The organism is Arthrobacter globiformis (assembly GCF_030818015.1).
In the GTDB taxonomy this organism is placed as follows: Bacteria; Actinomycetota; Actinomycetes; order Actinomycetales; family Micrococcaceae; genus Arthrobacter; species Arthrobacter globiformis_C.
On record NZ_JAUSZX010000001.1, the window covers coordinates 722,173 to 743,643 of the forward strand.

The 21,471-nt window shown below is 65.7% G+C and carries 20 protein-coding genes; 9 read left to right on the top strand and 11 right to left on the bottom strand.

All coding sequences use genetic code 11. The features are described 5' to 3' along the window. Window positions 1–107 precede the first annotated feature (107 nt). A complete protein-coding gene (locus QFZ23_RS03355) occupies window positions 108–1,718 on the bottom strand; it encodes an MFS transporter (RefSeq protein ID WP_306920524.1) in 1,611 nt (536 codons plus the stop codon). Between the two features lie 436 nt (window positions 1,719–2,154). Here QFZ23_RS03355 and QFZ23_RS03360 point away from each other — a divergent pair, with 436 nt between their 5' ends. Together QFZ23_RS03360 and QFZ23_RS03365 are read left to right on the top strand one after the other, a co-directional pair. Then, window positions 2,155–2,661 (top strand): DUF2231 domain-containing protein, encoded by a 507-nt coding sequence (locus tag QFZ23_RS03360; protein ID WP_306920525.1) that lies wholly within the window; start codon window positions 2,155–2,157, stop codon window positions 2,659–2,661. 294 nt (window positions 2,662–2,955) lie between these two features. Further along, window positions 2,956–3,216 (top strand): hypothetical protein, encoded by a 261-nt coding sequence (locus QFZ23_RS03365; protein ID WP_306920526.1) that lies wholly within the window; start codon window positions 2,956–2,958, stop codon window positions 3,214–3,216. A gap of 84 nt (window positions 3,217–3,300) precedes the next feature. On the opposite strand, the gene QFZ23_RS03370 is transcribed toward QFZ23_RS03365, so the two are convergent. Further along, window positions 3,301–5,865 carry an ATP-dependent DNA ligase gene (locus QFZ23_RS03370; RefSeq protein WP_306920527.1) on the bottom strand — a complete coding sequence of 855 codons (2,565 nt, stop codon included), beginning with the start codon at window positions 5,863–5,865 and terminating at the stop codon, window positions 3,301–3,303. A 40-nt stretch (window positions 5,866–5,905) separates the two neighbouring features. On the opposite strand from QFZ23_RS03370, the gene ku reads away from it, so the two are divergent. After that, window positions 5,906–7,060 carry a non-homologous end joining protein Ku gene (gene ku / locus QFZ23_RS03375; RefSeq protein ID WP_306920528.1) on the top strand — a complete coding sequence of 385 codons (1,155 nt, stop codon included), beginning with the start codon at window positions 5,906–5,908 and terminating at the stop codon, window positions 7,058–7,060. 40 nt (window positions 7,061–7,100) lie between these two features. Here the strand turns inward: ku and QFZ23_RS03380 are convergent, their stop codons facing one another. The 7 genes from QFZ23_RS03380 to QFZ23_RS03410 form a co-directional block, all read right to left on the bottom strand. Beyond that, window positions 7,101–7,367: a DUF7218 family protein gene (locus QFZ23_RS03380; RefSeq protein ID WP_306920529.1), complete on the bottom strand. Its 267-nt coding sequence runs from the start codon at window positions 7,365–7,367 to the stop codon at window positions 7,101–7,103. 53 nt (window positions 7,368–7,420) lie between these two features. After that, window positions 7,421–7,900, bottom strand: a complete 480-nt coding sequence (locus tag QFZ23_RS03385; protein ID WP_306920530.1) for an SRPBCC family protein — start codon at window positions 7,898–7,900, stop codon at window positions 7,421–7,423. Window positions 7,901–8,156: 256 nt separating this feature from the next. Beyond that, the gene (locus QFZ23_RS03390) at window positions 8,157–8,435 is read right to left on the bottom strand and encodes an HPr family phosphocarrier protein (RefSeq protein WP_306920531.1); all 279 of its coding nucleotides are present in this window, start codon (window positions 8,433–8,435) and stop codon (window positions 8,157–8,159) included. A 51-nt stretch (window positions 8,436–8,486) separates the two neighbouring features. Then, window positions 8,487–10,544: a PTS fructose transporter subunit IIABC gene (locus QFZ23_RS03395; RefSeq protein WP_306920532.1), complete on the bottom strand. Its 2,058-nt coding sequence runs from the start codon at window positions 10,542–10,544 to the stop codon at window positions 8,487–8,489. Between the two features lie 2 nt (window positions 10,545–10,546). Further along, window positions 10,547–11,545 carry a 1-phosphofructokinase family hexose kinase gene (locus QFZ23_RS03400; RefSeq protein ID WP_306920533.1) on the bottom strand — a complete coding sequence of 333 codons (999 nt, stop codon included), beginning with the start codon at window positions 11,543–11,545 and terminating at the stop codon, window positions 10,547–10,549. Continuing rightward, a complete protein-coding gene (locus QFZ23_RS03405) occupies window positions 11,542–12,348 on the bottom strand; it encodes a DeoR/GlpR family DNA-binding transcription regulator (RefSeq protein ID WP_306920534.1) in 807 nt (268 codons plus the stop codon). The genes QFZ23_RS03400 and QFZ23_RS03405 overlap by 4 nt, the downstream gene beginning before the upstream one ends. Before the next feature lie 249 nt (window positions 12,349–12,597). Beyond that, a complete protein-coding gene (locus QFZ23_RS03410; RefSeq protein ID WP_306920535.1) occupies window positions 12,598–12,855 on the bottom strand; it encodes a DUF6458 family protein in 258 nt (85 codons plus the stop codon). Window positions 12,856–13,026: 171 nt separating this feature from the next. On the opposite strand from QFZ23_RS03410, the gene QFZ23_RS03415 reads away from it, so the two are divergent. From QFZ23_RS03415 to QFZ23_RS03425, 3 genes are all read left to right on the top strand, one after another. After that, window positions 13,027–13,644, top strand: a complete 618-nt coding sequence (locus QFZ23_RS03415) for an alpha/beta hydrolase (protein ID WP_306920536.1) — start codon at window positions 13,027–13,029, stop codon at window positions 13,642–13,644. Between the two features lie 625 nt (window positions 13,645–14,269). Then, complete coding sequence (locus QFZ23_RS03420; protein WP_306920537.1) at window positions 14,270–15,016, top strand: HAD family hydrolase; 747 nt, start codon at window positions 14,270–14,272, stop codon at window positions 15,014–15,016. 85 nt (window positions 15,017–15,101) lie between these two features. Then, window positions 15,102–17,468, top strand: coding sequence for a glycoside hydrolase family 65 protein (locus QFZ23_RS03425; protein WP_306920538.1), 2,367 nt, complete (start codon window positions 15,102–15,104; stop codon window positions 17,466–17,468). 11 nt (window positions 17,469–17,479) lie between these two features. Here the strand turns inward: QFZ23_RS03425 and QFZ23_RS03430 are convergent, their stop codons facing one another. Continuing rightward, entirely contained in the window at window positions 17,480–17,656 is a 177-nt protein-coding gene (locus tag QFZ23_RS03430; protein ID WP_306926980.1) for a hypothetical protein, read from the bottom strand. Between the two features lie 108 nt (window positions 17,657–17,764). Here QFZ23_RS03430 and QFZ23_RS03435 point away from each other — a divergent pair, with 108 nt between their 5' ends. The 3 genes from QFZ23_RS03435 (at window position 17,765) to QFZ23_RS03445 (ending at window position 20,063) form a co-directional block, all read left to right on the top strand. Continuing rightward, window positions 17,765–18,355, top strand: coding sequence for a hypothetical protein (locus QFZ23_RS03435; RefSeq protein WP_306920539.1), 591 nt, complete (start codon window positions 17,765–17,767; stop codon window positions 18,353–18,355). 129 nt (window positions 18,356–18,484) lie between these two features. Continuing rightward, a complete protein-coding gene (locus QFZ23_RS03440; RefSeq protein WP_306926636.1) occupies window positions 18,485–19,330 on the top strand; it encodes a hypothetical protein in 846 nt (281 codons plus the stop codon). Then, window positions 19,314–20,063: a LamB/YcsF family protein gene (locus QFZ23_RS03445; protein ID WP_306920540.1), complete on the top strand. Its 750-nt coding sequence runs from the start codon at window positions 19,314–19,316 to the stop codon at window positions 20,061–20,063. Before QFZ23_RS03440 ends, QFZ23_RS03445 begins: the two co-directional genes overlap by 17 nt. A 25-nt stretch (window positions 20,064–20,088) precedes the next feature. Here the strand turns inward: QFZ23_RS03445 and QFZ23_RS03450 are convergent, their stop codons facing one another. Next, entirely contained in the window at window positions 20,089–21,459 is a 1,371-nt protein-coding gene (locus tag QFZ23_RS03450) for a DUF445 domain-containing protein (RefSeq protein ID WP_306920541.1), read from the bottom strand. Window positions 21,460–21,471: the final 12 nt, after the last annotated feature.

Sequence of the window (21,471 nt, forward strand, 5' to 3'; positions counted from 1 at the left end):
TTCGGCTGGGCAGCGCGAAGGCCCGCCCGGGTTGCCCCTTTGGAAAGGGGCAACCCGGACGGGCCTTCAGTCGCGTCAGCCTTCGGCGCCAACAGCCTGCAGCAGCATCAGGCGCGGGCGGGTACCTTGTTCAGTTCGTCGTCGAGGTCCTTATCCAGATCCCTGTTGAGTTCATCGACGGTCTCGAACGGCAGTTCGTCGAGGTCGATCAGCGGGTTCTCGTCCTGGGTAGCCACCAGTTCACGGGCCTCCGCCGGGGTGTCCACGCTGGGCATGGAGCCGGGCAGCGGACGCTGGGCGGATTCCTTGAGGAAGTAGATGGCCACGGCACCAACGGCCGAGGTGGCCATCAGGTAATAGGCAGGCATCATGTCGTTGCCGGTGGCGTTGATGAGGGCAGCCACGATGAACGGCGTGGTGCCGCCGAAGATTGCCACAGAGAAGTTGTAGGCAATGCCCATGGCGCCGTAGCGGCTGGCGGTGGGGAACTGCGCCGGCAGGGCCGAGGCGAGGTTCGCAATGTAGAAGGTCACGGGGAACGCGACCAGCGACAGGCCGGCCAGGGTTGACCAGATGCTGCCGATGCCGATCAGCATGAACGCCGGGGCAGCCAGGACCACAGTGCTGACGGCACCGATCCAGAGCACCGGGCGGCGGCCGATGCGGTCGGAGAGCTTGCCGGTCAGCGGAATGCAAAGGCTCATGACCACGAGCACAGGGATGGTGAGCAGCGTGCCGTGGACGGGGTCGTAACCCTTGGATTCGGTGAGGTAGGTGGGCATGTAGGACGTCAGCGCGTAGCCGACGGTGTTGGCCGCTGCCACGAGGATCATGGCCACGATGATCGAGCGCCAGTAAGCCTTGACGATGCCTACCGGGCCCATTGCTGCGGCGTTATCACCGGCGGCGGCATCCTTGGCGAGTTCCTCCTGGGCGTCCAGGGTTGCCTGGAACTGCGGCGACTCCTCAATCTTGCTCCGGAAGTACACGGCGATCAGGCCCAAGGGACCCGCGATCAGGAACGGCAGGCGCCAGCCCCAGTCCTCCATGGCGGCCTGGCCCAGCGTCAGCTGCAGCACGGACACCAGTGCGGCGCCCAAGGCGAAGCCGAGGTAGCTGCCCATGTCCAGGAAGCTGGCGAAGAAGCCACGGCGCTTGTCAGGCGAGTACTCGCTCACAAAGGTGGTGGCGCCGGCATATTCGCCGCCGGTGGAGAAGCCCTGCACGAGCTTGAGCACCACCAGAAGGGCCGCTGCCCACATGCCGATCTGCGCGTAGCCGGGCAGCAGGCCGACGGCGAAGGTGCTCGCAGCCATCAGCATCAGCGTGACCGCGAGGACCTTCTGGCGGCCCACCTTGTCGCCCAGCCATCCGAAAACGACGCCGCCGAGCGGGCGGGCGATGAAGGTGGCAGCGAACGTACCCAGGAGGAACAGCGTCTGCACGTTCTTGTCCGCTTCCGGCAGGAACACAGGCCCCATGGTGGTGATGAGGTAGCCGAACACGCCGACGTCGTACCACTCCATGGTGTTGCCCACGATCGTGCCGCCGAGGGCCTTCTTGAGCATGGGCTGGTCGACGACGTTAACGTCGGATACCTTGAGCCGGCGCCGCGCGAGCAGCTTTGGTTTCTTCACACTCTGGGGTGCGGCCTGGTTGGTTCCGCTGGCGTTCCTGGCGCCTGCTGAAGAGTCGGTCGTGCTTCGGTCTGTGGGCATTTGGGCAACTCCTGTGGAGGTCATTTGCTTGCGACTTATAGCTGCCCCGCTCCGGGCAGGCCTTCAATTTTACGGGATTTCCATGGATTTCGAGAGTCTGGTGCCGTATGATCGCCCGGTTTAGGGGGCCAAACGGGACTGAAATCAGATTTCTTTTGGCCGATCTGGCCGCGCCATCCTGCGGATTTTCCGCGGCGAGGCGATCGTTATCAAACCTTTTTCTGGAGCAGGGCTTTTCGGGCCCGATCTTGCGGCGATTCCGGCCCTGCCGGGCGAGGTACAACAGCCACAGACCGTTGCTGATTGAACCGTTCAACCGCGGTGCTCGTCTGATTGGTTAGGGCCTGACTTAGGACCCGGGACGTTGGATCGGGAAGCCGGGACTGAGCGTTCATAACTTCCAGACAGTTCATAACTTCCAGACGGGGTGTTCGCCATGGACTACGAGATCAGCGGTCTGCCGATGCATGTGTTGCTCGTCCACGCCACGGTGGTCTTCGTACCGTTGGCGGCCCTTTGTACGCTGCTCAGCCTTCTCTGGCCCGCCGCCCGACGGCGTTTGGGGATCGTCACGCCGCTAATTGCCCTGTTGGCGCTGGTCTTGGTGCCTGTCACCGCGGCTGCCGGCGCGTGGCTCCTGGACCGTATCGATACCACCCCGCGGATCAATGCCCATATGCAGCTTGCCGGGACGCTCCTGCCCTGGGTGGTGGGCGTGTTCCTCGTGGCCCTGGCCCAGTGGCTGTGGTTCCGCTACGGCACCACGCAGGCAGAGGGGATGCGGCGGCGAATGGGCACCGCCGGGTCCCGCATCGCGGGGATTGTCGCCGTCGTGGTCGCGTTGGTGCTCTGCGGCGGAGCAGTAGCCACCGTGGCGCTGATCGGGGAATCAGGGTCAAGGGCGGTATGGGAAGGATCCTTCCGGACCGGGGCCGAGGACTAAAGAAGTCTCTTCCCGGACGGCTGGATTCTGCCTAAGGTGGACCCATGGGAACACTGATCTTCGAGTAATGGATGCTCCATGGCGGCCATAGTTCAAGGTTGACCAGTCCACTGCTAGACCAGCCGCTTTTGGCCGCTGTGCCCGGCATTCGCCGCCGCAATCAACTCCGCCTGTTCAGGTTTCTGGCTTCGCAATGCTTCGTCGCTGGAGCAGGGCTTCCTTGCTATCCGGTACTGGCGGAATCACGGATCTAATATGGGGAACACTTCATTTCATCGCGGAAAGGAAGAACAAATGGCCGACTCCTTCAACGGAAGCAGCATCAAGCCGGATGTCGCTGCGCATCTGGCGGAATCGATGGACACGCCGCCGCTGCCCACTCCCGAGACCCTGGCCGTGACTGCGGCAATGGGCGGGACAAAGCAGTGGCCAGATGGCAACGGCAAACGGCGCCACCCCAAGGAACACGGCGCAAGCCCCGGCCGCCTCGGACAGGGCGCTGCTGTGACGGCAATCCACCGGACCAGTCGCCCGCAGATGCCGCACTCGTCCTGACCGGCTGAAAATTCTAGACAGCCTGGCTACGCCCAATATTGGGTGTCGCCAGGCTGTTTCTCTTTGGCTGACAGGGCTGTTCCGTCAAGGCCGCGGGGATTCCATCACTACCTCCGCCGGTTCCTTGTCCAGCCGCCAGCCGCGCCACACCGGGTGGCGGAGCTTGCCGCTCCCGGTCCACTCACCGAAGGTCACCTCACCCACCAGGGCGGGGTTCACCCAGCGCGCGTCCGCCGCGTCCGCCGAGGGAACGTCATCGAACGGCGACGTCTTCTGCGCCATCCCCTCCATCTTTTTCCGCAGTTCCTCCAGTTCACGCATGCTGAAGCCGCTTCCCACGCGGCCTACATACCGCAGCGCCTTGCCCTCTGGAATGCCTACCAGGAGGGAGCCCACGGTGTTGGACCTGTCGCCCCTGCCGGGACGCCAGCCGCCCACCACCACTTCCTGGGTCTTCTCGATCTTGAGCTTGATCCAAGTGTGGGTCCGCTGCCCGCTCACGTAGCGGCTGTCCGCCCGCTTGGCCATCACGCCTTCCAGGCCCAGCTCGCGGGCGCTTTGCAGAATGTGTTCCACCCTGTCGTCCAGGGTCTCCGACAGTTCCACCGGGCACTCGCCGGCCTCGAAGAAGTCAGTGAGGCGTTCCCGCCGTTTCCGAAGGGAAACCCTGCGCAGGTCGTCGCCGCCGTCGGCCAGCAGGTCAAAGAGCATCATCCGGACCGGGATGGCAGCCCGGGCCCGTTTCACGTCGCCCGGCCTGGTCAGCTTCATCCGTCCCTGCAGGAGCCCGAAGTCGGGTCTGCCGGAAGGCCCGACGGCGATAATCTCGCCGTCCGCGATGAAGTCCTGCGGTGGCCAGCAGTTCCTGTCCGTGAATTCGGGATAGCTGGCCGACATGTCGTTGCCGTTGCGGCTCAGGAGCCTGATCCGGTCCCTATCCGCCACCACGAGCGCACGGATCCCGTCCCATTTGAGTTCGAAGATCCAGTCGCTGCCGTGCAGGTCCACCGTAGTGCCCGCCGAGGCGAGCATGGGGGCCGGGTCCTCCTGCAGTGAGTCCCTTCGGGGGGCTGCTGGCCTGGCAGTCGCCGTGCGGGCTCGGCTCGCCGGTTCCTTGGTGCTGGCCGGCTTTTTCCGGGTTCCCGGAACCCTGTCCATCAGATGGATGAGCCATTGTGACTCCTCGCCCTGGCCCTTTCCGGTATGGATCAGGGCGAACCTCTTGCTGCCGCCAAGCCCACCGCCCTCACGGCCTGTCAGCGTGGCAATTACTTCTTTGCCGTTGACCCATTTTTCGAGCTCATAGACGCCTTTGTCCCAGATGCTTACACGGCCCGCACCGTACTCGCCTTTGGGAATGTCGCCTTCAAAATCGGCATAGTCCATGGGGTGGTCTTCGGTCTGTACAGCCAGATGGTTTTTGTCCCCTGACTCCGGCACGCCCTTTGGCAGCGCCCAGGAGACAAGCACGCCCTCGTGCTCCAGCCGGAAGTCATAGTGGAGCCGGCTGGCGTGGTGTTCCTGGATGACGAAGATCTCCTTGTTCGCCTGTGCCGGTAGGCCGTTGGCTTTTGCCGCGCGGTGCTCTTCCGCGGTGAACGGCTCGGGCGTCTTGCCTTGGTCGCGCAGGGACCGGTACTTGTTCAGCCGGGGATCTGCGTGCCCGCCGCCGCGCGATCCGGCTGTTTTTGGAGGCTCGGGGGTTGCGTGGATGGTGCCGGGGTGGACAGCGGCAGCGCGACCGGGACCAGGGTGGCCGGTGCCGCCACTGACCGGAGCGAAGGGGTCCTTGCCGGCTGCCACCCGGCGCATGACCTCCTCATAGTCCAGGTGCTTGAGCGACGGCGAGGCCAACTCCCGCCAAGTCCGCGGAGCCGCCACGGTGGGGTGCAGGCGCCCGCGCAGCGAATACGGAACGATCGTGGTCTTCGCGGCATTGTTCTGGCTCCAGTCCACCAGGACCTTTCCCGTCCTGAGGGTCTTCTTCATGTCACTGACGGCCAGGTCCGGATGGTCGGCCTCCAGCGCCCGGGCCAGTTCACGGGCGAAAGCTGACACCTCATCCGAGGTCTGCGTGCCGTTCAGGACCGCGTACAGGTGGATCCCCTTGCTGCCGCTGGTGACCGGAACCGGCTCGAGCCCCACGTCCTGCAGGATGGTCCGGGCCAGTTTGGCCACTTCCACGCATTCGGGCAGTCCCGCGCCCTCACCGGGATCGAGGTCCAGGACCAGCCGGTCGGGAGGCAGGGCGCTGCCGTGGGAGTCCACCGTCCACTGCGGCACGTGGATCTCCAGCGAGGCGATCTGCGCCAGCCAGGTGAGGGTGGCCGGATCATTGACCAGCGGATAGTAGACGGTGTTGGTCTTGTGGGTGATGGCGGCCCGGGGCACCCAGCCAGGGGCCGACTCGTCCAGGTTCTTCTGGAAAAACATCTCGCCGGGCTGGGCTTCGGTTCCTACCCCGTGAACCCACCTCTTGCGGGTTGCCGGGCGGTTTCTGGCGGCGGGGATCAGCACCGGTGCCACAGCGGCGTAATAGGCGATGACGTCCGCCTTGGTGGTGCCGGTGGCGGGATACATCACTTTGTCGAGGTTGGTCAGGGTCAGTTCGCGGCCGCCGACCCGCACGCGTTCCTTACCGCCGGCCATGGGGCTTCACCTCCGGCGTTGTGTGCTGTTGACTTGTCCCATGAGAGCCATCTGGAAAGGCGCCATCGCGTTCGGGCTGGTCAATGTCCCGGTGAAGGTCTACAGCGCCACCGAGGACCACGACATCAGCCTCCATCAGGTGCACAACGCCGACGGCGGCCGTATCCGCTACCAGCGCCGCTGTGAGGTCTGCAGCGAAATCGTCGACTACTCCGACATCGAGAAGGCCTACGAGGACGACGGCCGGACAGTGATCCTCACAAAGGAGGAGCTCAAGTCCATTCCCGCGGAGAACAGCCACGAAATCGAAGTGGTGCAGTTCGTCCCCTCCGAACAGCTCGACCCCATCATGTTCGAGAAGAGCTATTACCTGGAGCCGGATTCCAAGTCGCCCAAGGCCTACATGCTGCTGCGCAGGGCTCTGGAGGACACCGAGCGCGTGGCCGTGGTGCAGTTCGCGCTGCGGGACAAGACCCGGCTGGGTGCTTTGCGGATCCGGGACGACGTCCTGATGCTGCAGGCGCTGCTGTGGGCGGATGAAGTCCGGGAAGCCTCGTTCCCTGCCCTGGACACGTCCATTCGCATCTCCGCGCAGGAACGGGAGATGTCCGCTGCGCTGGTGGAGTCCATGGCCTCCGACTTCGAGCCCGAGCAGTTCACGGACGACTACCAGGCGCAGCTCCGGCAGCTTATCGAGGCAAAGCTGGAAAAGGGCGACGCGCTGGACACGGAAGAGACATTCGGTGCCGAGGCCGAGGGTGGCAACGGAGAAGTGATCGACCTGATGGAGGCCCTGAGGCGCAGCCTCGACAAGAAGCGCGGGGGAGGGGCGGCCGCACAGGAGCCGTCTGAAGATGAGTCGTCCGGGGACGAGCCGTCCGGACCCGCCAAGCGCGGCGGCCGCAGCACCAGCAGGAGCCGGAGCAGCACCGCCAAAAAGGACGCCGAAGATTCCGACGCCGAAACTGCCAAGAGCGGTACTGCCAGGACCCGTAGCAAGGCTGCGGGCGCCGCTAAGACGAGTACCGCTTCTAAGACCGGTACTACTGCCAAAACCAGCACTGCGTCGAAAACCAGCACGGCGTCGACGGCAAGCACCGCCTCCAAGACCGGCACCGGTTCCAAAACCGGCGCTGCCTCGAAGACCAGTCCTGCTGCCAAGTCCACGGCGAAGACCGCGCGGAAGGGCGCCTGAAAGGGCGGGCGCCCCGTGGCGCGGCTGCACGTGCACCCGCTTAGGAATTCCTGAGCGCGGAGATGAGGTCGCTCTTTTTCTTGCCTGAATACCCCTTGAGGCCGATTTCCTTGGCTTTGGCCTTGAGCTGATCCACGGTCCAGTCCTCATAGTCGCCGGACTTGCCGCCCTTGCGGCCCACCTCGGAGCGACCCTTCTTGGCTGCCGCATTCGAGACGCGGGCCGCCTTCTGCTTCGAGGCCCCCTCGTCGCGGAGTTTTTCGTAGAGCCCGGGATCTTTTACGCTGGGGTTCTTCTTCTCTGGCATGGCTACCTCCGTGATGGAACGATCGGCCGTAAGGACACGATCGGTGGATCAAGTCAGTGGGCTCCCGGAGGATCTACTTCGCCCCGGTCCACCGCGGCGCGCCAGGCGCCCGTCTCGATGCCCCTGGATTCGATGAACTCCTTGAACCGCACGAGGTCGGAGGACACCTGCTGCTCATCAACGTGGGCGGCGGCTCCGGCTCTCTCCAGCAGGCTCTCCGGCTCCCACTCGAGTTCCACGTTCACGCGGCAGAGGTCCTGGCCCAGGTCCTCGAACGTGACTCTGCCGGCGTTGCGGGGCTTGTCCTTGCTGACCCAGGCGATGCACCGGTCCGGCGTCTGCTCTAGGATCTGCGCATCGTATTCACGTTTGACACCCGCCACGCTGGTGCGGAAATGGAGGGAGGTTTCGTCGATCTGCTCCACGGACTCGATGCCCTTCATGAAACGGGGAAACGACTCGAACTGTGTCCACTGGTTGTAGGCCGTGCTGACTGGTACCTCGACGTCCACGCTTTCCTGCAAGGTTTCCACTTTGTCATCCTCCTCCAGCCCGGCAGTTCGGCCGGTCATTCGAATGGCTGGCCACAGTTCCAAGCTAGTGGGGCACAGAATCAAAAACAAGAAACTACTAAGGTTGCTTACTTGCGCGGAATAGCGCGCTGATCAGGTGTGATGCCCGCCACGGTCATGCGCCAACGGCAAACCATCCGGAAACGGCAACGGCCGGCCTCCGCGGCAGTGCCCTAACGGGAGCTGCTGCGGAGGCCGGCCGTAAAGCGCGCGGTGCCTATTCGGCGTCGTGATCCGTTTCCAGGATCTGGACCAGGCGCTCGAGGGCGGCGTCGGCGCCATCACCATCGGCCCGCAGCACCACAACGTCGCCGTGGGATGCGCCAAGGCTCATGAGGGAAAGGATGCTGGCGGCGTCCAAGGCCTCGTCGGCAGGCTCCCCTTCGCGGGCGATGGTGATGTCGAGGTCAAACTCGCCCGCGGCTTCGGCGAAGATGGCGGCGGGACGGGCATGCAGGCCTACGCGGCTGGCGACTGTTGCGGTACGTTCGGACATTTCTGCTCCTTGCAATTGCAGTGTGGGTTGGAGTGCTGAAGGACAGCGGGATCAGACAGTTACAGGGACGGTCTCCACCGTATCAACGGCCTTGCGGGCAGCCCAGCGTTTGAGGGCTACCACGATGAGCGCCGCCACCACGGTTCCGGCCAGGATGGACACGATGAACATCACCACGTTGCCGATGGCGAAGAACACGAAGATGCCGCCGTGGGGTGCCTGCGACGTGACGCCGAAGGCCATGGTGAGCGCGCCGGTGACAGCGCCGCCGACCATGCTGGCGGGGATGACGCGGAGGGGGTCTGCTGCCGCGAACGGAATGGCGCCCTCGGAGATGAAGGAGGCGCCGAGCAGCCAGGCAGCCTTGCCGTTTTCGCGCTCGGCCAGGCTGAAGAGCTTCTTGTCCAGGACGGTGGCCAGGGCCATTGCCAGCGGCGGCACCATGCCGGCGGCCATCACGGTGGCCATGATCTGCCAGGGTGCCTGGTTGGTGGCGCTGCCGGCGCCGAGGCCGGCTACGGCGAAGGCGTAGGCCACCTTGTTGACGGGGCCGCCGAGGTCGAAGCACATCATGAGGCCGAGGATGATGCCCAGGACGATGGCCGAAGCGCCGGACATGCCGGAGAGCCAACTGTTCAGTCCGACGGTGATGGCGGCAATCGGTCCGCCGAGGAACAGGAACATCGCGCCGGAGGCGACGATGGAGGCCAGCAACGGAATGATGACGACGGGCATCAGGCCACGGAGCCAGCGCGGCACTGACCATGTTCCGATCAGGTGGGCGATGTAGCCGGCGAGCAGGCCGCCGACGATGCCGCCGAGGAAGCCAGCGCCCATGAAGCCGGAGACGGCACCCGCAACGAAGCCCGGTGCAATACCCGGACGGTCGGCGATTGCGTAGGCAATGTAGCCTGCGAGGGCGGGAACCAGGAACCCCATGGACAGGGCGCCGATCTTGAAAAAGACGGTTCCGAGGTACAAGGCGAGGTTGCCGTCCGGAAGGTTGACCAGGGAGTTGTTGGCCAGGATGTCATTGGCCTTGGTGCCCAGGGCGATGTCGAAACCGGCCAGCAGGAAGCCCAGCGCGATCAGCAGGCCGCCACCGGCCACGAACGGGATCATGTAGCTCACACCGGTGAGCAGTGCCTTCTTCAGCTTCTGGCCGATGTGCTCGCCCTTTTCGGCGGCTTCGCGCTCTGCCTGCTCCTCGGCGCCGAAGTGCGGAACACGGTGGGCGCGCGGGTTGTCCGCCGCGTCCAAGGCTTCCTGGACCATCTTGGCGGGCTCGTCGATGCCGCGCTTGACCGGCGCGTTGATGACCGGCTTGCCGGCGAAGCGCTCCTTGCCGCGCACGTCCACGTCTACGGCGAAAATCACGGCGTCGGCAGCGGCGATGACTGCCGGGTCCAGCGGCTTGGCGCCGGAGGAGCCCTGGGTTTCGACCTGCAGGTCAACGCCCACTTCCTTGGCGGCGGCCACGAGGGAGTCCGCGGCCATGTAGGTGTGCGCGATGCCGGTGGGGCAGGCCGTGACGGCGACGAGGCGCCTCGGTCCACCGGAAGCAGCGCCACCGGAAGCAGCGCCGGCAGTAGCAGCGCCGGCAGCAGCGGCGCCGGTAGCAGCCGGGGCCGCGGCTTCGGGTGCGGAAGCAGCCGGCTTGTCCGCCAGAGCGTTGTCCACGAGCTCCACGATTTCTTCCCGGGACGTGGCCGCGCGGAGCGCACCGGTGAAGTCCTTCTTAATGAGCGAGCGGGCGAGCTTGGACAGCAGCTTCAGGTGCTCCTGGTCGGCGCCGGCCGGTGCAGCGATGAAGAAGATGAGGTCGGCGGGGCCGTCCTTGGCGCCGAAGTCGACGGGCTGGGACAGGCGTGCCATGGCGAGGGTGGGTTCGGTCACGGCGGCCGAGCGGCAGTGCGGGATGGCGATGCCGCCGGGAACGCCGGTGGCGGTCTTCTGCTCGCGGGCGAAGGCATCGGTGAAGAGGCCTTCAACTTCGTTGGCACGTCCGTTGGCGGCAACACGACCGGCCAGGTGCCGGATCACATCCTCGGGCGAATTGCCCAGGTTCTGGTCAAGCTCGACCAGGTCCGCGGTGATGAGCTGAGTCACTGTCAATCCTTCCGGAGGGCCGTGATGGTTACGGCGTCGGGGGTTGTTTGGTGGACTGCCGGGACGGTGGAGCCCGGCAGGGAAGCGGCGGCGGCGCCATGCGCCACAGCCTGGCGGAGGCAGTCAGCCGGGGCGGCGCCCCGGCTGGCGGCCAGCAGATAGCCGGCCAGCGACGAGTCACCGGCGCCGACCGTACTGACTGCGGTGACCGGCGGGTGCGTGGCCAGCCACGCGCCGTCGGCCGTCACAAGGACAGCGCCCTTTGAACCGAGCGTTGCCAACACGGCCCCCACACCGGAACGCACGACGGCGGCAGCTGCCGCCGCGGCAGCATACGGATCCGCTTCGAGTTCCTCAGCCGTGCTTGCCAAGGAAAATCCTGCTGCTGCGGCCAGTTCGGCCAGCTCCTCGGCATTGGGTTTGAGCAGGTCCGGTTTTCCGGACGCCGCTTCTGTTGCGTCGCTGGCGACGGCCGCTGCCAGCGGAGCGCCAGAGGAGTCGACGGCAATCATTGGAACGCCGGCCCCGGCGTCGGCATTGCGCAGCCGCCGGGTGACCGTGGCATAGAAATCAGCCGGGACGCCGGGCGGAAGCGAACCCGCCAGGACCACCCAGCTGGCTCCGCGTGAACGTTCCAGGAGCAGGCTGATCAGCGCCTCCTGGGCGTCCTCGGCGAGGACCGGGCCGGGTTCGTTGATCTTGGTGGTCACACCGCCCGGCTCCGTCAACGCCACGTTGGTGCGCAACGGTTCGTGGATAGCCAGCGACGCGAAGGGCACACCCTCCTCCCGCAGGCCGGCAAGCACGGGATCGGATTCCGCGCCGGGCAGCACCGCAAGTGTCTCGAGACCGGAGGTTACGAGGGCGCGGGAAACATTAACTCCCTTGCCGCCAGATTCTTGGCGGACGGAAACTGCGCGCTGCACTTCGCCCCGCTCGAGGGGGCCAGGCAGTGCAACCGTCCGGTCCAGGCTGGGGTTGGCTGTGAGGGTGACAATCATGCGACTACCACCTCCACACCGGCGTCGGCGAGGGCCGCGGCCAGTTCGGAGCCGGGTTTGCGGTCAGTGATCACGGTATCCAGATCTTTCAACGAGGCGAACTGGACGAGCGTTTCCGCTTCCAGCTTGGACGAATCGGCCAGGACCACAATGCGGCGGGCCGAGTGTACGAAGGCAGCCTTGACTGCGGCTTCTTCAGGGTCTGGTGTGCTGAGGCCAAAGCTTGCATGGATGCCGTTGGTCCCCACAAAAGCGATGTCCGGACGCAGCTTGCCGGCGGCTTCCACCGTGCCCTGGCCCACCGCGGCCTGCGTGAGTCCGCGGACCCGGCCGCCGAGAATCTGCAGGGCGATGCCGGGTGTACTTGCGAGCTTGGCAGCTATGGGAACGGCATGGGTGATGACAAGGAGTTCCTGGGCCGGATCGGCCGGTTTGGATGGGGATGCGGCACCACGGCGGGCGAGGAGGTCGGCCAGGACTTCGGTGGTGGAGCCGGCGTCGAGGAGGATGCTGCTGGAGGGGCCCTTCGGAAGGAAATCAAGAGCGGCTTCGGCGATGCGGAGCTTCTGTGCCTGCCGCTGTATGGTCCGCTCGAGGATGCTCTCCTCCGTGGTGCTGAAGCGGTCTGCGGAAACGGCCCCGCCATGCACACGGCGCACCGTGCCGGCTGATTCCAGGGCGGCGAGGTCCCGGCGGACGGTTTCGGTGGTGATGCGGAAGCGTTCAGCGAGGTCGGTCACGCTGGCGCGGCCGCTGGCTGCTACGAGCCCGGCGATCTGCTGCTGACGCTCCTCGGCAAACACATACCCTCCATTGCGTACTGACTGCGTTGCAGTTTCCTGCAGTGCGTCTTTCCTGCACCTGTCGTATCCCTCGATCCGTAACTTCGGTCAGTGACCGCTGTCACAAATCTGCAAGTACTTGACTTTATCTTCGTTCTTGTTGGTTTGTCAACGAAAAACCACAGAAAACCAAAAAGCCGGACCCGACCAAGGATGGTCCGGTCCGGCGCTGCCTCGTGGTTCACCGCTGCCGCTTGCTTCCGCGGCGCTCTAAATTCCGTCGTCGCGGCTTTCATTTCGGGTGATCCGCTCACCTGTGTTGGGGTCCTCCACGGAGCGCGTTTCGCTGACGCGGCGGCTCCGGCTGGGGGATGCCATGACCAGAGAGACGATGAGGCCGATTACCCCGACAGCCATCAGGATGTAGCCGATCAGGGTCTGATCGACGTTCGGGATGAGACCGGGTGTGACGGCCCAGGCGAGGATGGCGCCCAGGGCGATGAGGAAGATGGCGGAACCGATTCTCATGACTTGCTCCTTGCATTCGCGGACTTCTCGCAACTTGGGTTCTTACGGTTTGTCGTGCGTCACTTGCTAAGCATGCTGTCAAGCGTCAGGCTACATCCGGGCAACTCCCGTTTCAATCAAATCCGCAGGTCAGGGCGAGGGTGGCTTTCGGCAACTCGATAGGCTGGTCGGATGGAGACGGTTGTATGGTCGAAGCAGGAGGAGGAGCGCGCCGGCACCCCCCTGCTGGTCATGATGCACGGCTACGGCACTGACGAGTCCCGGATGGTCAACCTCTTCGACTATCTCCCCGCGGAATTCACCTGCGCGGCGCTCCGGGCACCCATGCCAATCGCGAATGGCTACGGCTGGTTCCTGCTGGACTACTTCCTGACCAACGATTTTGCCGACGTCATTTCCGCCGCCAATTCCGTGTTCTCCTGGATCGACTCGGTCCGGTCGCTCCACACCAGCGTGAGCCTGCTGGGCTATTCGCAGGGGATGGCTATGGCAAGCACCCTCCTGCGCCTGCGGCCCCGGGACTTCCCGGCCGTGGTGGGGCTTTCCGGGTTCGTCCTGGACAACGACCTGCTGGCGCTCAGCGAGTCCTTTGACGAGCGGCCGCCATTCTTCTGGGGCAGGGACAAGGCCGACCTCGTGATTAATGGGGACGCAACCGCCTACACGGAGGAGTGGCTCACCACGCACACCCGGCTCACTGCGAGGACGTATCCCGGGATGGGCCATGCCATGTCGAAGGCCGAGATGGTGGACGTCAGTGCGTTCCTGCGCCATTACATCCTGGGCTGATTCCCGGTTCGGCCTGCGGCAACGCCCTGGGTAACCAGAGGGAAATAAAAACAGTTGCGGGGCAAAACTGCAAGCGCTTACACTCTTCTTCGGCCGGGACCCGGCCAGCAGGCGTCCACCTGACCGTGGGCGGCTGGCAGTGCACGACTTAACAGTGTTCGAAAGGGCAGGACCGCGCCATGCATCCTTGCGCCACCCATCCCGCGGGGATGTTCCGCTGGCTTGCCCTGAATCGCCCGCGCCCTCATCATGGACATAGGCAAAAAATCGTGCGCCTGCGCGTGGACGCCTCCTGCCTGACCCGCAACTTGGCCCGCACCGCCGCGGTGCAAGTGGCGGAACCGCGCGAATCCACGCACCGGACATAACCCGGCCGGTACTTTACCCAACCGGCCGCGCAAGCAGTGGAATGCCGCCGTTTGCGGCCAGGGCAACGCAGCCCGGTACGCAGGAAACGGCGGCCTGTCCTTCAAGCTGCAGAATCACCGAAACGGAACCCTCCGGGCCTGGGCGCCCGGAGCGGCAGATTCTGCAGGCACATGCATCCTTTGGTCACCGGTGACCACGTTCCTGGTAATTCCCAACACATTGCTGTCCGACCCCTCGAAAGGACACGGAACAAAGCATGACCAAAACCCTGAAAACCAGCGCTGGCAGCCGGCCGAACAACTGGACCGGCGCCGCCGCCATCCTTTTTGACCTGGACGGCGTGCTCACGCCCACGGCCGTGGTCCACGAGCGCGCCTGGCAGGAGCTGTTCGACGGCTACCTCGAAACCGTTCCCGAAAAGGACGGGTACCGGGAGAGCGACTACTTTGACCACATCGATGGCAAGCCGAGGTTCGACGGCGTCCGGGACTTCCTGACGTCCCGCGGCATAAGGCTTCCGGAGGGCCCCGCCGACGACCATCCGGACAACATCACGGTCCAGGGCCTGGGCAACCGGAAGAACCGGATCTTCAACGACATTGTCAGCTCCGGGGTGGAGCCCTTCGCGGGATCGGTGCGTTTCCTGGAAGCCGCGCTGGACCGCGGACTGAAGGTCGCCGTCGTCTCCTCCTCAAGGAATGCACCGTCGGTGCTGCGTGCGGCGGGGCTGGCGGACCGTTTCCCGGTGGTCGTGGACGGCGTCGTGGCCGCTGAGGAAGGTCTGCCCGGCAAGCCCGACCCCGCGACCTACGAGTATGCCGCCCGGCTCCTGGACCTGCCCAGCGAGCAGTGCGTGGTCGTGGAGGATGCCGTGTCCGGCGTGCAGGCGGGCAGCGCCGGCAGTTTCCACTCCGTCATCGGCGTGGACCGCGGGGCCGGGCGGCAGACGCTGCTCGACGCCGGCGCCACCCTTGTGGTCAACGACCTCGAGGAACTTCTCTAGTCCCGCAGCTCCCGTACACCGGCCGGGCCCCGCAGGCCCGACAGATCTTCCAGCAACACTTTCAACCGCCTAAGGAACGCCACTCATGGCACTCATCAACGCCGACCGCGTCCGCTTCCCCAATGATCCCTGGAAGCTGGTGGAGACGAGCCACGCGCCCGGGGACGCCGGTACGCTCGAGACGCTCTTTGCCCTCGGCAACGGACATCTGGGTCTCCGGGGCGCCCACTGGGCGTCAGCCGATGCCGAACTGCCCGGCTGCTTCATTAACGGGTTCCACGAGATCTGGGACATCAAGCACGCCGAGAATGCGTATGGCTTCGCGCGGACGGGCCAGCGCATCCTCTACATTCCGGACGCCAACAACTTCTCGGTCGTCATCGACGGAGAAATGCTCAGCCTTGCCGAATCGGCGGTGCTGGACTACCGGCGGTCCGTTGATTTCGCCACCGGCATCTACGAGTGCCGCATCGTCTGGCAGTGCCGTTCCGGCGCCACGGTGACCACGGTGGAGCGCCGGGCCGTGGGCTTCGAGGCGCGCGGCAGCCTTGGCATCTCGCTGGAGGTTTCGGCCGACCGGGCAGTCTCCGCGGACGTCACATCGTCCGTCATCAACCGGCAGGACCAGCCGGTGGAGGACCATTCGGCCCACGACCCGCGCCGGGCCGGCCGGCACGCCGGCCGTGTCCTGCTGCCCCTCAGGATGGAGGGCGGCGACGGATCGCTGCGCCTGTCGTGGGAAGCGGCGGAGTCGAAGCAGCGGGTGGGAATCGCCGTCGACCACTGGACGTCAGCCGGCCACCAGCCGTTCGATACCCTCGTGGATCAGGACGACAGCAGTGTCCGCTACGTTTTGGCGATTGCCGCCGGGGAGCCGTTCCGACTCGAAAAGAGCGTCAGCTATGCCGTGGCCCGCGGGACCCGGGCCGGCTTGCCCGGCGTTGCGGATGCGGAGCTCGGAGAGGACCCGGCCGAGGCCGCGGAAGCGGGACTGAAGCCGGTTGGTGACATCTTCGCCGAAAGCGAGGCGCATTACCGGAATTACTGGGCCACCGCCGACATCGTGGTGGGCGGGCAGCCGGAGCTTCAGCAAGCCATCCGCTGGAACCTCTTCCAGCTTGCGCAGGCCACGGCCAGGGCCGGCGTCGCCGGAATCCCGGCAAAGGGTGTCACCGGTTCCGGTTACGACGGGCACTACTTCTGGGACCAGGAGGTTTACCTCCTGCCATACATGACATACTCAAACCCCGACGGCGCACGCCAGGTTTTGGAGTTCCGCCACGAGATGCTCCCCGACGCCAAGATCAGGGCCAAGGAGCTCAGTGTGGACGGTGCCCTGTTCCCTTGGCGGACCATCAACGGTCTCGAAGCGAGCGCCTACTATGCTGCCGGCACGGCGCAGTTCCACATTGCCGCCGCAATTGCCTTCGCCACCAACAGGTACGTCTGGGCCAGCGGGGACTCCGACTTCCGGGCCGGCATGGGTGCCGATCTGCTGATCGAAACCGCCCGCATGTGGGCATCCCTGGGCTTCTTCGGGAAGGACGGTCTGTTCCACATCCACGGTGTGACGGGGCCGGACGAGTACACCGCGGTGGTGAACGACAACCTCTACACGAACGTCATGGCCCGGTTTAACCTGCGGGCCGCCGCCGCGCTGGACCACCCGGCGGTCGACGACGCCGAGCGGGAGTTGTGGCAAGCCGCGGCGGAGCGGATCCAGCTGCCCTTCGACGAGCACTTCCAGGTGTACTCGCAGGACAACGACTTCATGACCCTTGAGCCGTGGGACTGGACAACGCCGCGTTCCAAGTACCCGCTGCTCCTGAACTTCCACCCGCTGGTTATTTACCGCCACCAGGTGCTCAAGCAGGCTGATACGGTGCTGGCCATGTTCCTGCAGTGGGAGGAGTTCAGCGACGAGGAAAAGCGCCGGGCTTTCGATTTCTACGACCCCATCACCACGGGTGACTCCACACTCTCGGCGTGCGTCCAGGGAATCATGGCCGCGGAGGTGGGCTACCCCATGGCGGCCTTGGAACACTTCACGAATGCCGTATTCATCGACCTGGACAACTCCCACGGCAACACGATCGACGGCGTGCACATCGCCTCGACCGGTGGCGTGTGGAGCTCACTGGTGTGCGGCTTCGCCGGGCTTCGGGACCAGGGCGCCGTGCCGTTCTTTGATCCGCGGCTGCCCGAGGAATGGGACACGCTGCGCTTCCACCTGAAGCTCCAGGGCCGGCTGCTTCTGGTGGAACTGGACCAGGCCGGCATTACGCTGACCGTTCTCGACGGCGAAGCGATGGACATCGACGTGCGCGATGCCCGGTACTCCGTGGCTGCCCAGCCGGTGCGGGTTCCGCTGGAACCGGTGCACGTTCCCGAGCCCTCGGTGTTCCCGAGCGGGCCGCCGACGGCGAGCATCCCGGTGGTGCGCGCCCGCTAGGAGACGCGGGGTTAGGTGGTGGCCTCGACTCCGGTGGCCAGGGGGCCCTGGCTGTCGAGCTGACGGGCGATTTCGTCCGTGGACATCCGGGCCACCAGCAGGGCTACCACCGCCATGACCGGGCACACCATGGCCACGGCCCACATGCCCGAGCCGAAGATGGATATGGCGAGGGCGCCGGTCAGCACGCGGTATTCGCGGTTGGAAAGGGTCGAAGGGCGCGGGGGAGGGGCACACGGCAATCTTAGGCCGAGCCTCTGCCGGGTAGAACGTTCACGGCGGGATAGGCTCTAGCCATGGGGAAAACACCGGCCCGGCCGGGGCGGCGCAATGTGGCGCTGATCGGCGCAAACTTTGGCCTTGCCCTGCACCCGGTGGACCGGAACGGCGTTCATATTCCGGGCGAGCCCGCCAGCTGCTTTGCCTCGTTCTGGGTGGCTGACTGGTCCCGCTGGGGAACCGGAACAGTCCTCATGGTGGCCACGCTCCAGGGCTGGCGCAGCTACGGCTCCAACGAATTCTTTGCTTCCTCCCTCGCGACAGAACTGACGCGCTTCTTTCCGGAGGCCGCGCGCTTTCCGCTCGGCGCGGTCAGCCACACCCCGGACGAGTTCGACGTGGAACTGGACCTTGAGCGCGGGTTCCGTGCGACGGGGCGGCGGGCGGCCCTCGAGATCTCAGGGGTGTTGGACCGGCGGCAGTTCTCCGCGCCGGACTTTCAACTGGGGCCCGCCAGCGCCGCAATGAGCAACATCTACCACCCCTGCAGCGGAGGCAAACTCTCCGAGTTCGGCGTCGAATGGCCCGGCGCCCCCACTGTCTATCCCGGCCCGCGCGGGCCTTCCTCCTCCGCGTACATGGCGGTGGCCGAGTCCTGGGCGATGTGAGGGCCTGTGTGATGTGACAGGCTGGCACAGCACCGCAGTGATCAGCATGCTTGGTATGTTGGGGTGTGGCCTAGTGTTAAGGCTAGACGGCGGTCTCCGGCTGCCGGTTGTTCAGAGGTAGAGGTGATGATGGCCAAGCGACGCAACCCCGCGATGAAAATCGCGCAGGAAACAGCCCACAACGCCGTGTTCGACGCCCACGGCAATCCCAAGCCCGGCGTTCACAACCTGCTGTTGCGGGCAGTGGAGATCCAGCGCCCGCTGGTGGTGGCGAACATCCGCCGGCTCCAGCGCCGCACCCCGCGGGCATCGGCGGCCCAGCTCGCGGACATCCTTGAACGCGACTATCTTCGGGCAGTGACAGGCGGGGGAGCGCTGGTCGGTGCCACCGCCGTCGTTCCGGGTGTTGGCACGGTGGCGTCCCTGGGGCTCTCTGCTGCCGCCACCGTTGGCTTCCTCGAAGCGACGGCCCTGTACGCCACCTCGCTGGCCGAACTGCACGGGATCCGGATGACGGACCCGGAGAAGGCCAGCACCCTGGTGATGGCCGTGATGCTCGGCGAGGAGGGGTCCGCGCTGCTTGGCTCGCTCAGCGGCCAGGCCATGGGCAAGGGCAAGGGTGCCAGCCAGGCCTGGGGAAATGCGTTGGCCAACAGGATGCCGTCGTCCGGGTTCGGTTTCATCCGTGAGCGCATCCAGAAGGCCTTCCTGCGGAACCTGCTCAGGCGGCAGGGAACCGCCCTGTTCGGACGTGCGCTGCCGTTCGGCATCGGAGCGGTAGTGGGCGGCGCCGGTAACCTCATGATGGGCAGGGCCGTCGTGGCCAACGCGAAAGAGGCGTTTGGGCCGATGCCGGACACTGTTCCGGGAGAGCTTAGGGCCGCGGAAACAGCAGATCCGGGTGCCGGATCGCCAGCCGGCCGGTCGCTGGAAAGTGGTACAAGGGAAGGTGGTACGGGTGGATCTGAACGCTGACCTCGGGGAGTCCTTCGGCTCCTGGACCATGGGTGATGACGCGGCCATGTTCGAGCTCATCACCAGCGCCAACGTGGCCTGCGGCTTCCACGCCGGAGACCCCGTGACCATGCTCGACAGCTGCCGCGCCGCCTATGAACTGGACGTCACGGTCGGCGCCCACGTTGGCTACCGGGACCTCGCCGGCTTCGGGCGGCGCTCCCTGGACATGTCCTTCGACGAGCTGTTCGGCGACGTCCTGTACCAGCTCGGGGCGCTCGACGGGGTAGCGCACGCGGTGGGCGCCACCGTGGACTACGTCAAGCCGCACGGTGCCCTCTACAACCGGGCATTCCACGATGCCGAGCAGGCTTCCGCCCTGGTGGCAGCCATCCAAGCCTACGATCCCGGCCTGCCTATCCTGGGGCTGCCGGGTTCGGAGCTGCTGAAGCAGGCCCAGGACGCCGGGCATCCCGTCTTCCGTGAGGCGTTCGTGGACCGCGCCTACCTGCCGGACGGCACCCTGGTGCCGCGCTCGCAGGAGGGGGCGGTGCTGCACGACGTCGGGCCGATTGTTGAGCGGGCAGTGCGCCTGGCGCTCAAGGGCGAGGTGGTGGCGGTGGACGGGACTGTGGTCCGGGTGGACCCGGATTCCCTGTGCATCCACGGCGACACCCCGGGCGCTGTGGACATGGCTGCCGCCGTCCGCGCAGGACTGGAGGAAGCCGGCGTGGAACTGGCGCCGTTCGCCTAAAACCGGTCAGCAGGGGCGCAGCCCGTCAGCCGAACGTCAGGTGGGCCACCGTGAAGATGGCGAGCCCGGCGAGCGAGCCCACCACAGTGCCGTTGATCCGGATGAACTGCAGGTCCTTGCCCACCTGGAGTTCGATCTTCTGCGACGTTTCCTCGGCATCCCAGCGGGCCACCGTATCCGTGATCACCCCGGCGATGTCTGACCGATAGGTGCGGACCAAATAGCCGGCGGCATCGCCGATCCAGGCGTTGACCTTGCCTGCCAGCTCGTCGTCGTTGACCAGCCGGGTGCCGAAATCACGGACGGCCGCCTTGAACTTCACCGTCAGTTCGCTGTCCGGATCGTCGACGGCGGTGAGCAGCGCGCCCTTGACGGTGGCCCAGGTCCGGGACGCCAGTTCCCGGACCTCCGGGTCGCCGAGCACCTGCGCCTTGATGCCCTCCGCGCGGGCGATCATGGCGGGATCGTGCTGCAGGTCCTGGGCCAGGTCCGTCAGGTACTTGTCGATGGACAGCCGGACCTGGTGCTGCTGGTCGTCCTGGACCGCGCGGGTGAATTTCAGCAGCTCGATGTAGACCTTGTCCCCCACCAGGCCGTCCACGAAGCTGGGCACCCACTGCGGGGAGCGTTCTGTGACGAGCCGGCTTACCGTCTGGTGGTTGGCCGCCACCCAGTCCGCTGCCCGGTCCACGAGGAGGTCCACCAGCTTGTGGTGGTGCCCGTCGGCGAAGATCCGCTCGGCCATGCGTCCCACGGGCGGGCCCCACGGGGGAGCCAGGAGATGCTTGCGGACCATGCCCTCGATAACGGCCTGGACGTCGTCGTCGTTCAGCACTTTGAACGTACCGCGGATGACGGCTGCACCCTCTTTGGCCACGCGCTCGGCGCCGCCCGGCCCCGACAGCCAGCTGCCCACCTTGCCGGAGATGTTGATACTGGCCAGCTTGTCCTGGACCACCTGTTCGGAGAGGAAGTTTGTCTCCACGAACTCGCCCAGGGACGCGCCGATCTGGTCCTTGCGGCGCGGAATGATGGCGGTGTGCGGGATCTTCAGCCCCATGGGATAGCGGAACAGGGCCGTCACTGCGAACCAGTCGGCCAGGGCGCCCACCATGCCGCCTTCGGCCGCGGCCCGGACGTACTCCAGCCACGGGTACTGCTTCTGCAGCGCGAAGGCCACGACGAACACCACAGCCATGGCAATGAGCAGGCAGAGTGCCACCAGTTTCATCTTCCGGAGCGCGGCCGCCTTTTCGGCGTCGCCCGCCGTGAGCTGACGTACGACGGCGGGACGCGCCGGAGTGCGGCCGCCCTGTCCGTCGTGCCGCTCGGGGCTTTCCGGGGAAAGCTCCTCCGCCAGATCTTGCTGGGTGGTTGGTTCAGAGTTCACCTGCATGTGCCAAGCCTA

Coding starts and splice junctions, on each gene's coding strand:
- QFZ23_RS03435 (WP_306920539.1), top strand. CDS start 17,765: ATGGGGAAAACACCGGCCCGGCCGGGGCGGCGCAATGTGGCGCTGATC.
- QFZ23_RS03410 (WP_306920535.1), bottom strand. CDS start 12,855: ATGAGAATCGGTTCCGCCATCTTCCTCATCGCCCTGGGCGCCATCCTC.
- QFZ23_RS03425 (WP_306920538.1), top strand. CDS start 15,102: ATGGCACTCATCAACGCCGACCGCGTCCGCTTCCCCAATGATCCCTGG.
- QFZ23_RS03380 (WP_306920529.1), bottom strand. CDS start 7,367: ATGCCAGAGAAGAAGAACCCCAGCGTAAAAGATCCCGGGCTCTACGAA.
- QFZ23_RS03440 (WP_306926636.1), top strand. CDS start 18,485: ATGGCCAAGCGACGCAACCCCGCGATGAAAATCGCGCAGGAAACAGCC.
- ku (WP_306920528.1), top strand. CDS start 5,906: ATGAGAGCCATCTGGAAAGGCGCCATCGCGTTCGGGCTGGTCAATGTC.
- QFZ23_RS03370 (WP_306920527.1), bottom strand. CDS start 5,865: ATGGCCGGCGGTAAGGAACGCGTGCGGGTCGGCGGCCGCGAACTGACC.
- QFZ23_RS03415 (WP_306920536.1), top strand. CDS start 13,027: ATGGAGACGGTTGTATGGTCGAAGCAGGAGGAGGAGCGCGCCGGCACC.
- QFZ23_RS03450 (WP_306920541.1), bottom strand. CDS start 21,459: ATGCAGGTGAACTCTGAACCAACCACCCAGCAAGATCTGGCGGAGGAG.
- QFZ23_RS03400 (WP_306920533.1), bottom strand. CDS start 11,545: ATGATTGTCACCCTCACAGCCAACCCCAGCCTGGACCGGACGGTTGCA.
- QFZ23_RS03355 (WP_306920524.1), bottom strand. CDS start 1,718: ATGCCCACAGACCGAAGCACGACCGACTCTTCAGCAGGCGCCAGGAAC.
- QFZ23_RS03420 (WP_306920537.1), top strand. CDS start 14,270: ATGACCAAAACCCTGAAAACCAGCGCTGGCAGCCGGCCGAACAACTGG.
- QFZ23_RS03360 (WP_306920525.1), top strand. CDS start 2,155: ATGGACTACGAGATCAGCGGTCTGCCGATGCATGTGTTGCTCGTCCAC.
- QFZ23_RS03390 (WP_306920531.1), bottom strand. CDS start 8,435: ATGTCCGAACGTACCGCAACAGTCGCCAGCCGCGTAGGCCTGCATGCC.
- QFZ23_RS03365 (WP_306920526.1), top strand. CDS start 2,956: ATGGCCGACTCCTTCAACGGAAGCAGCATCAAGCCGGATGTCGCTGCG.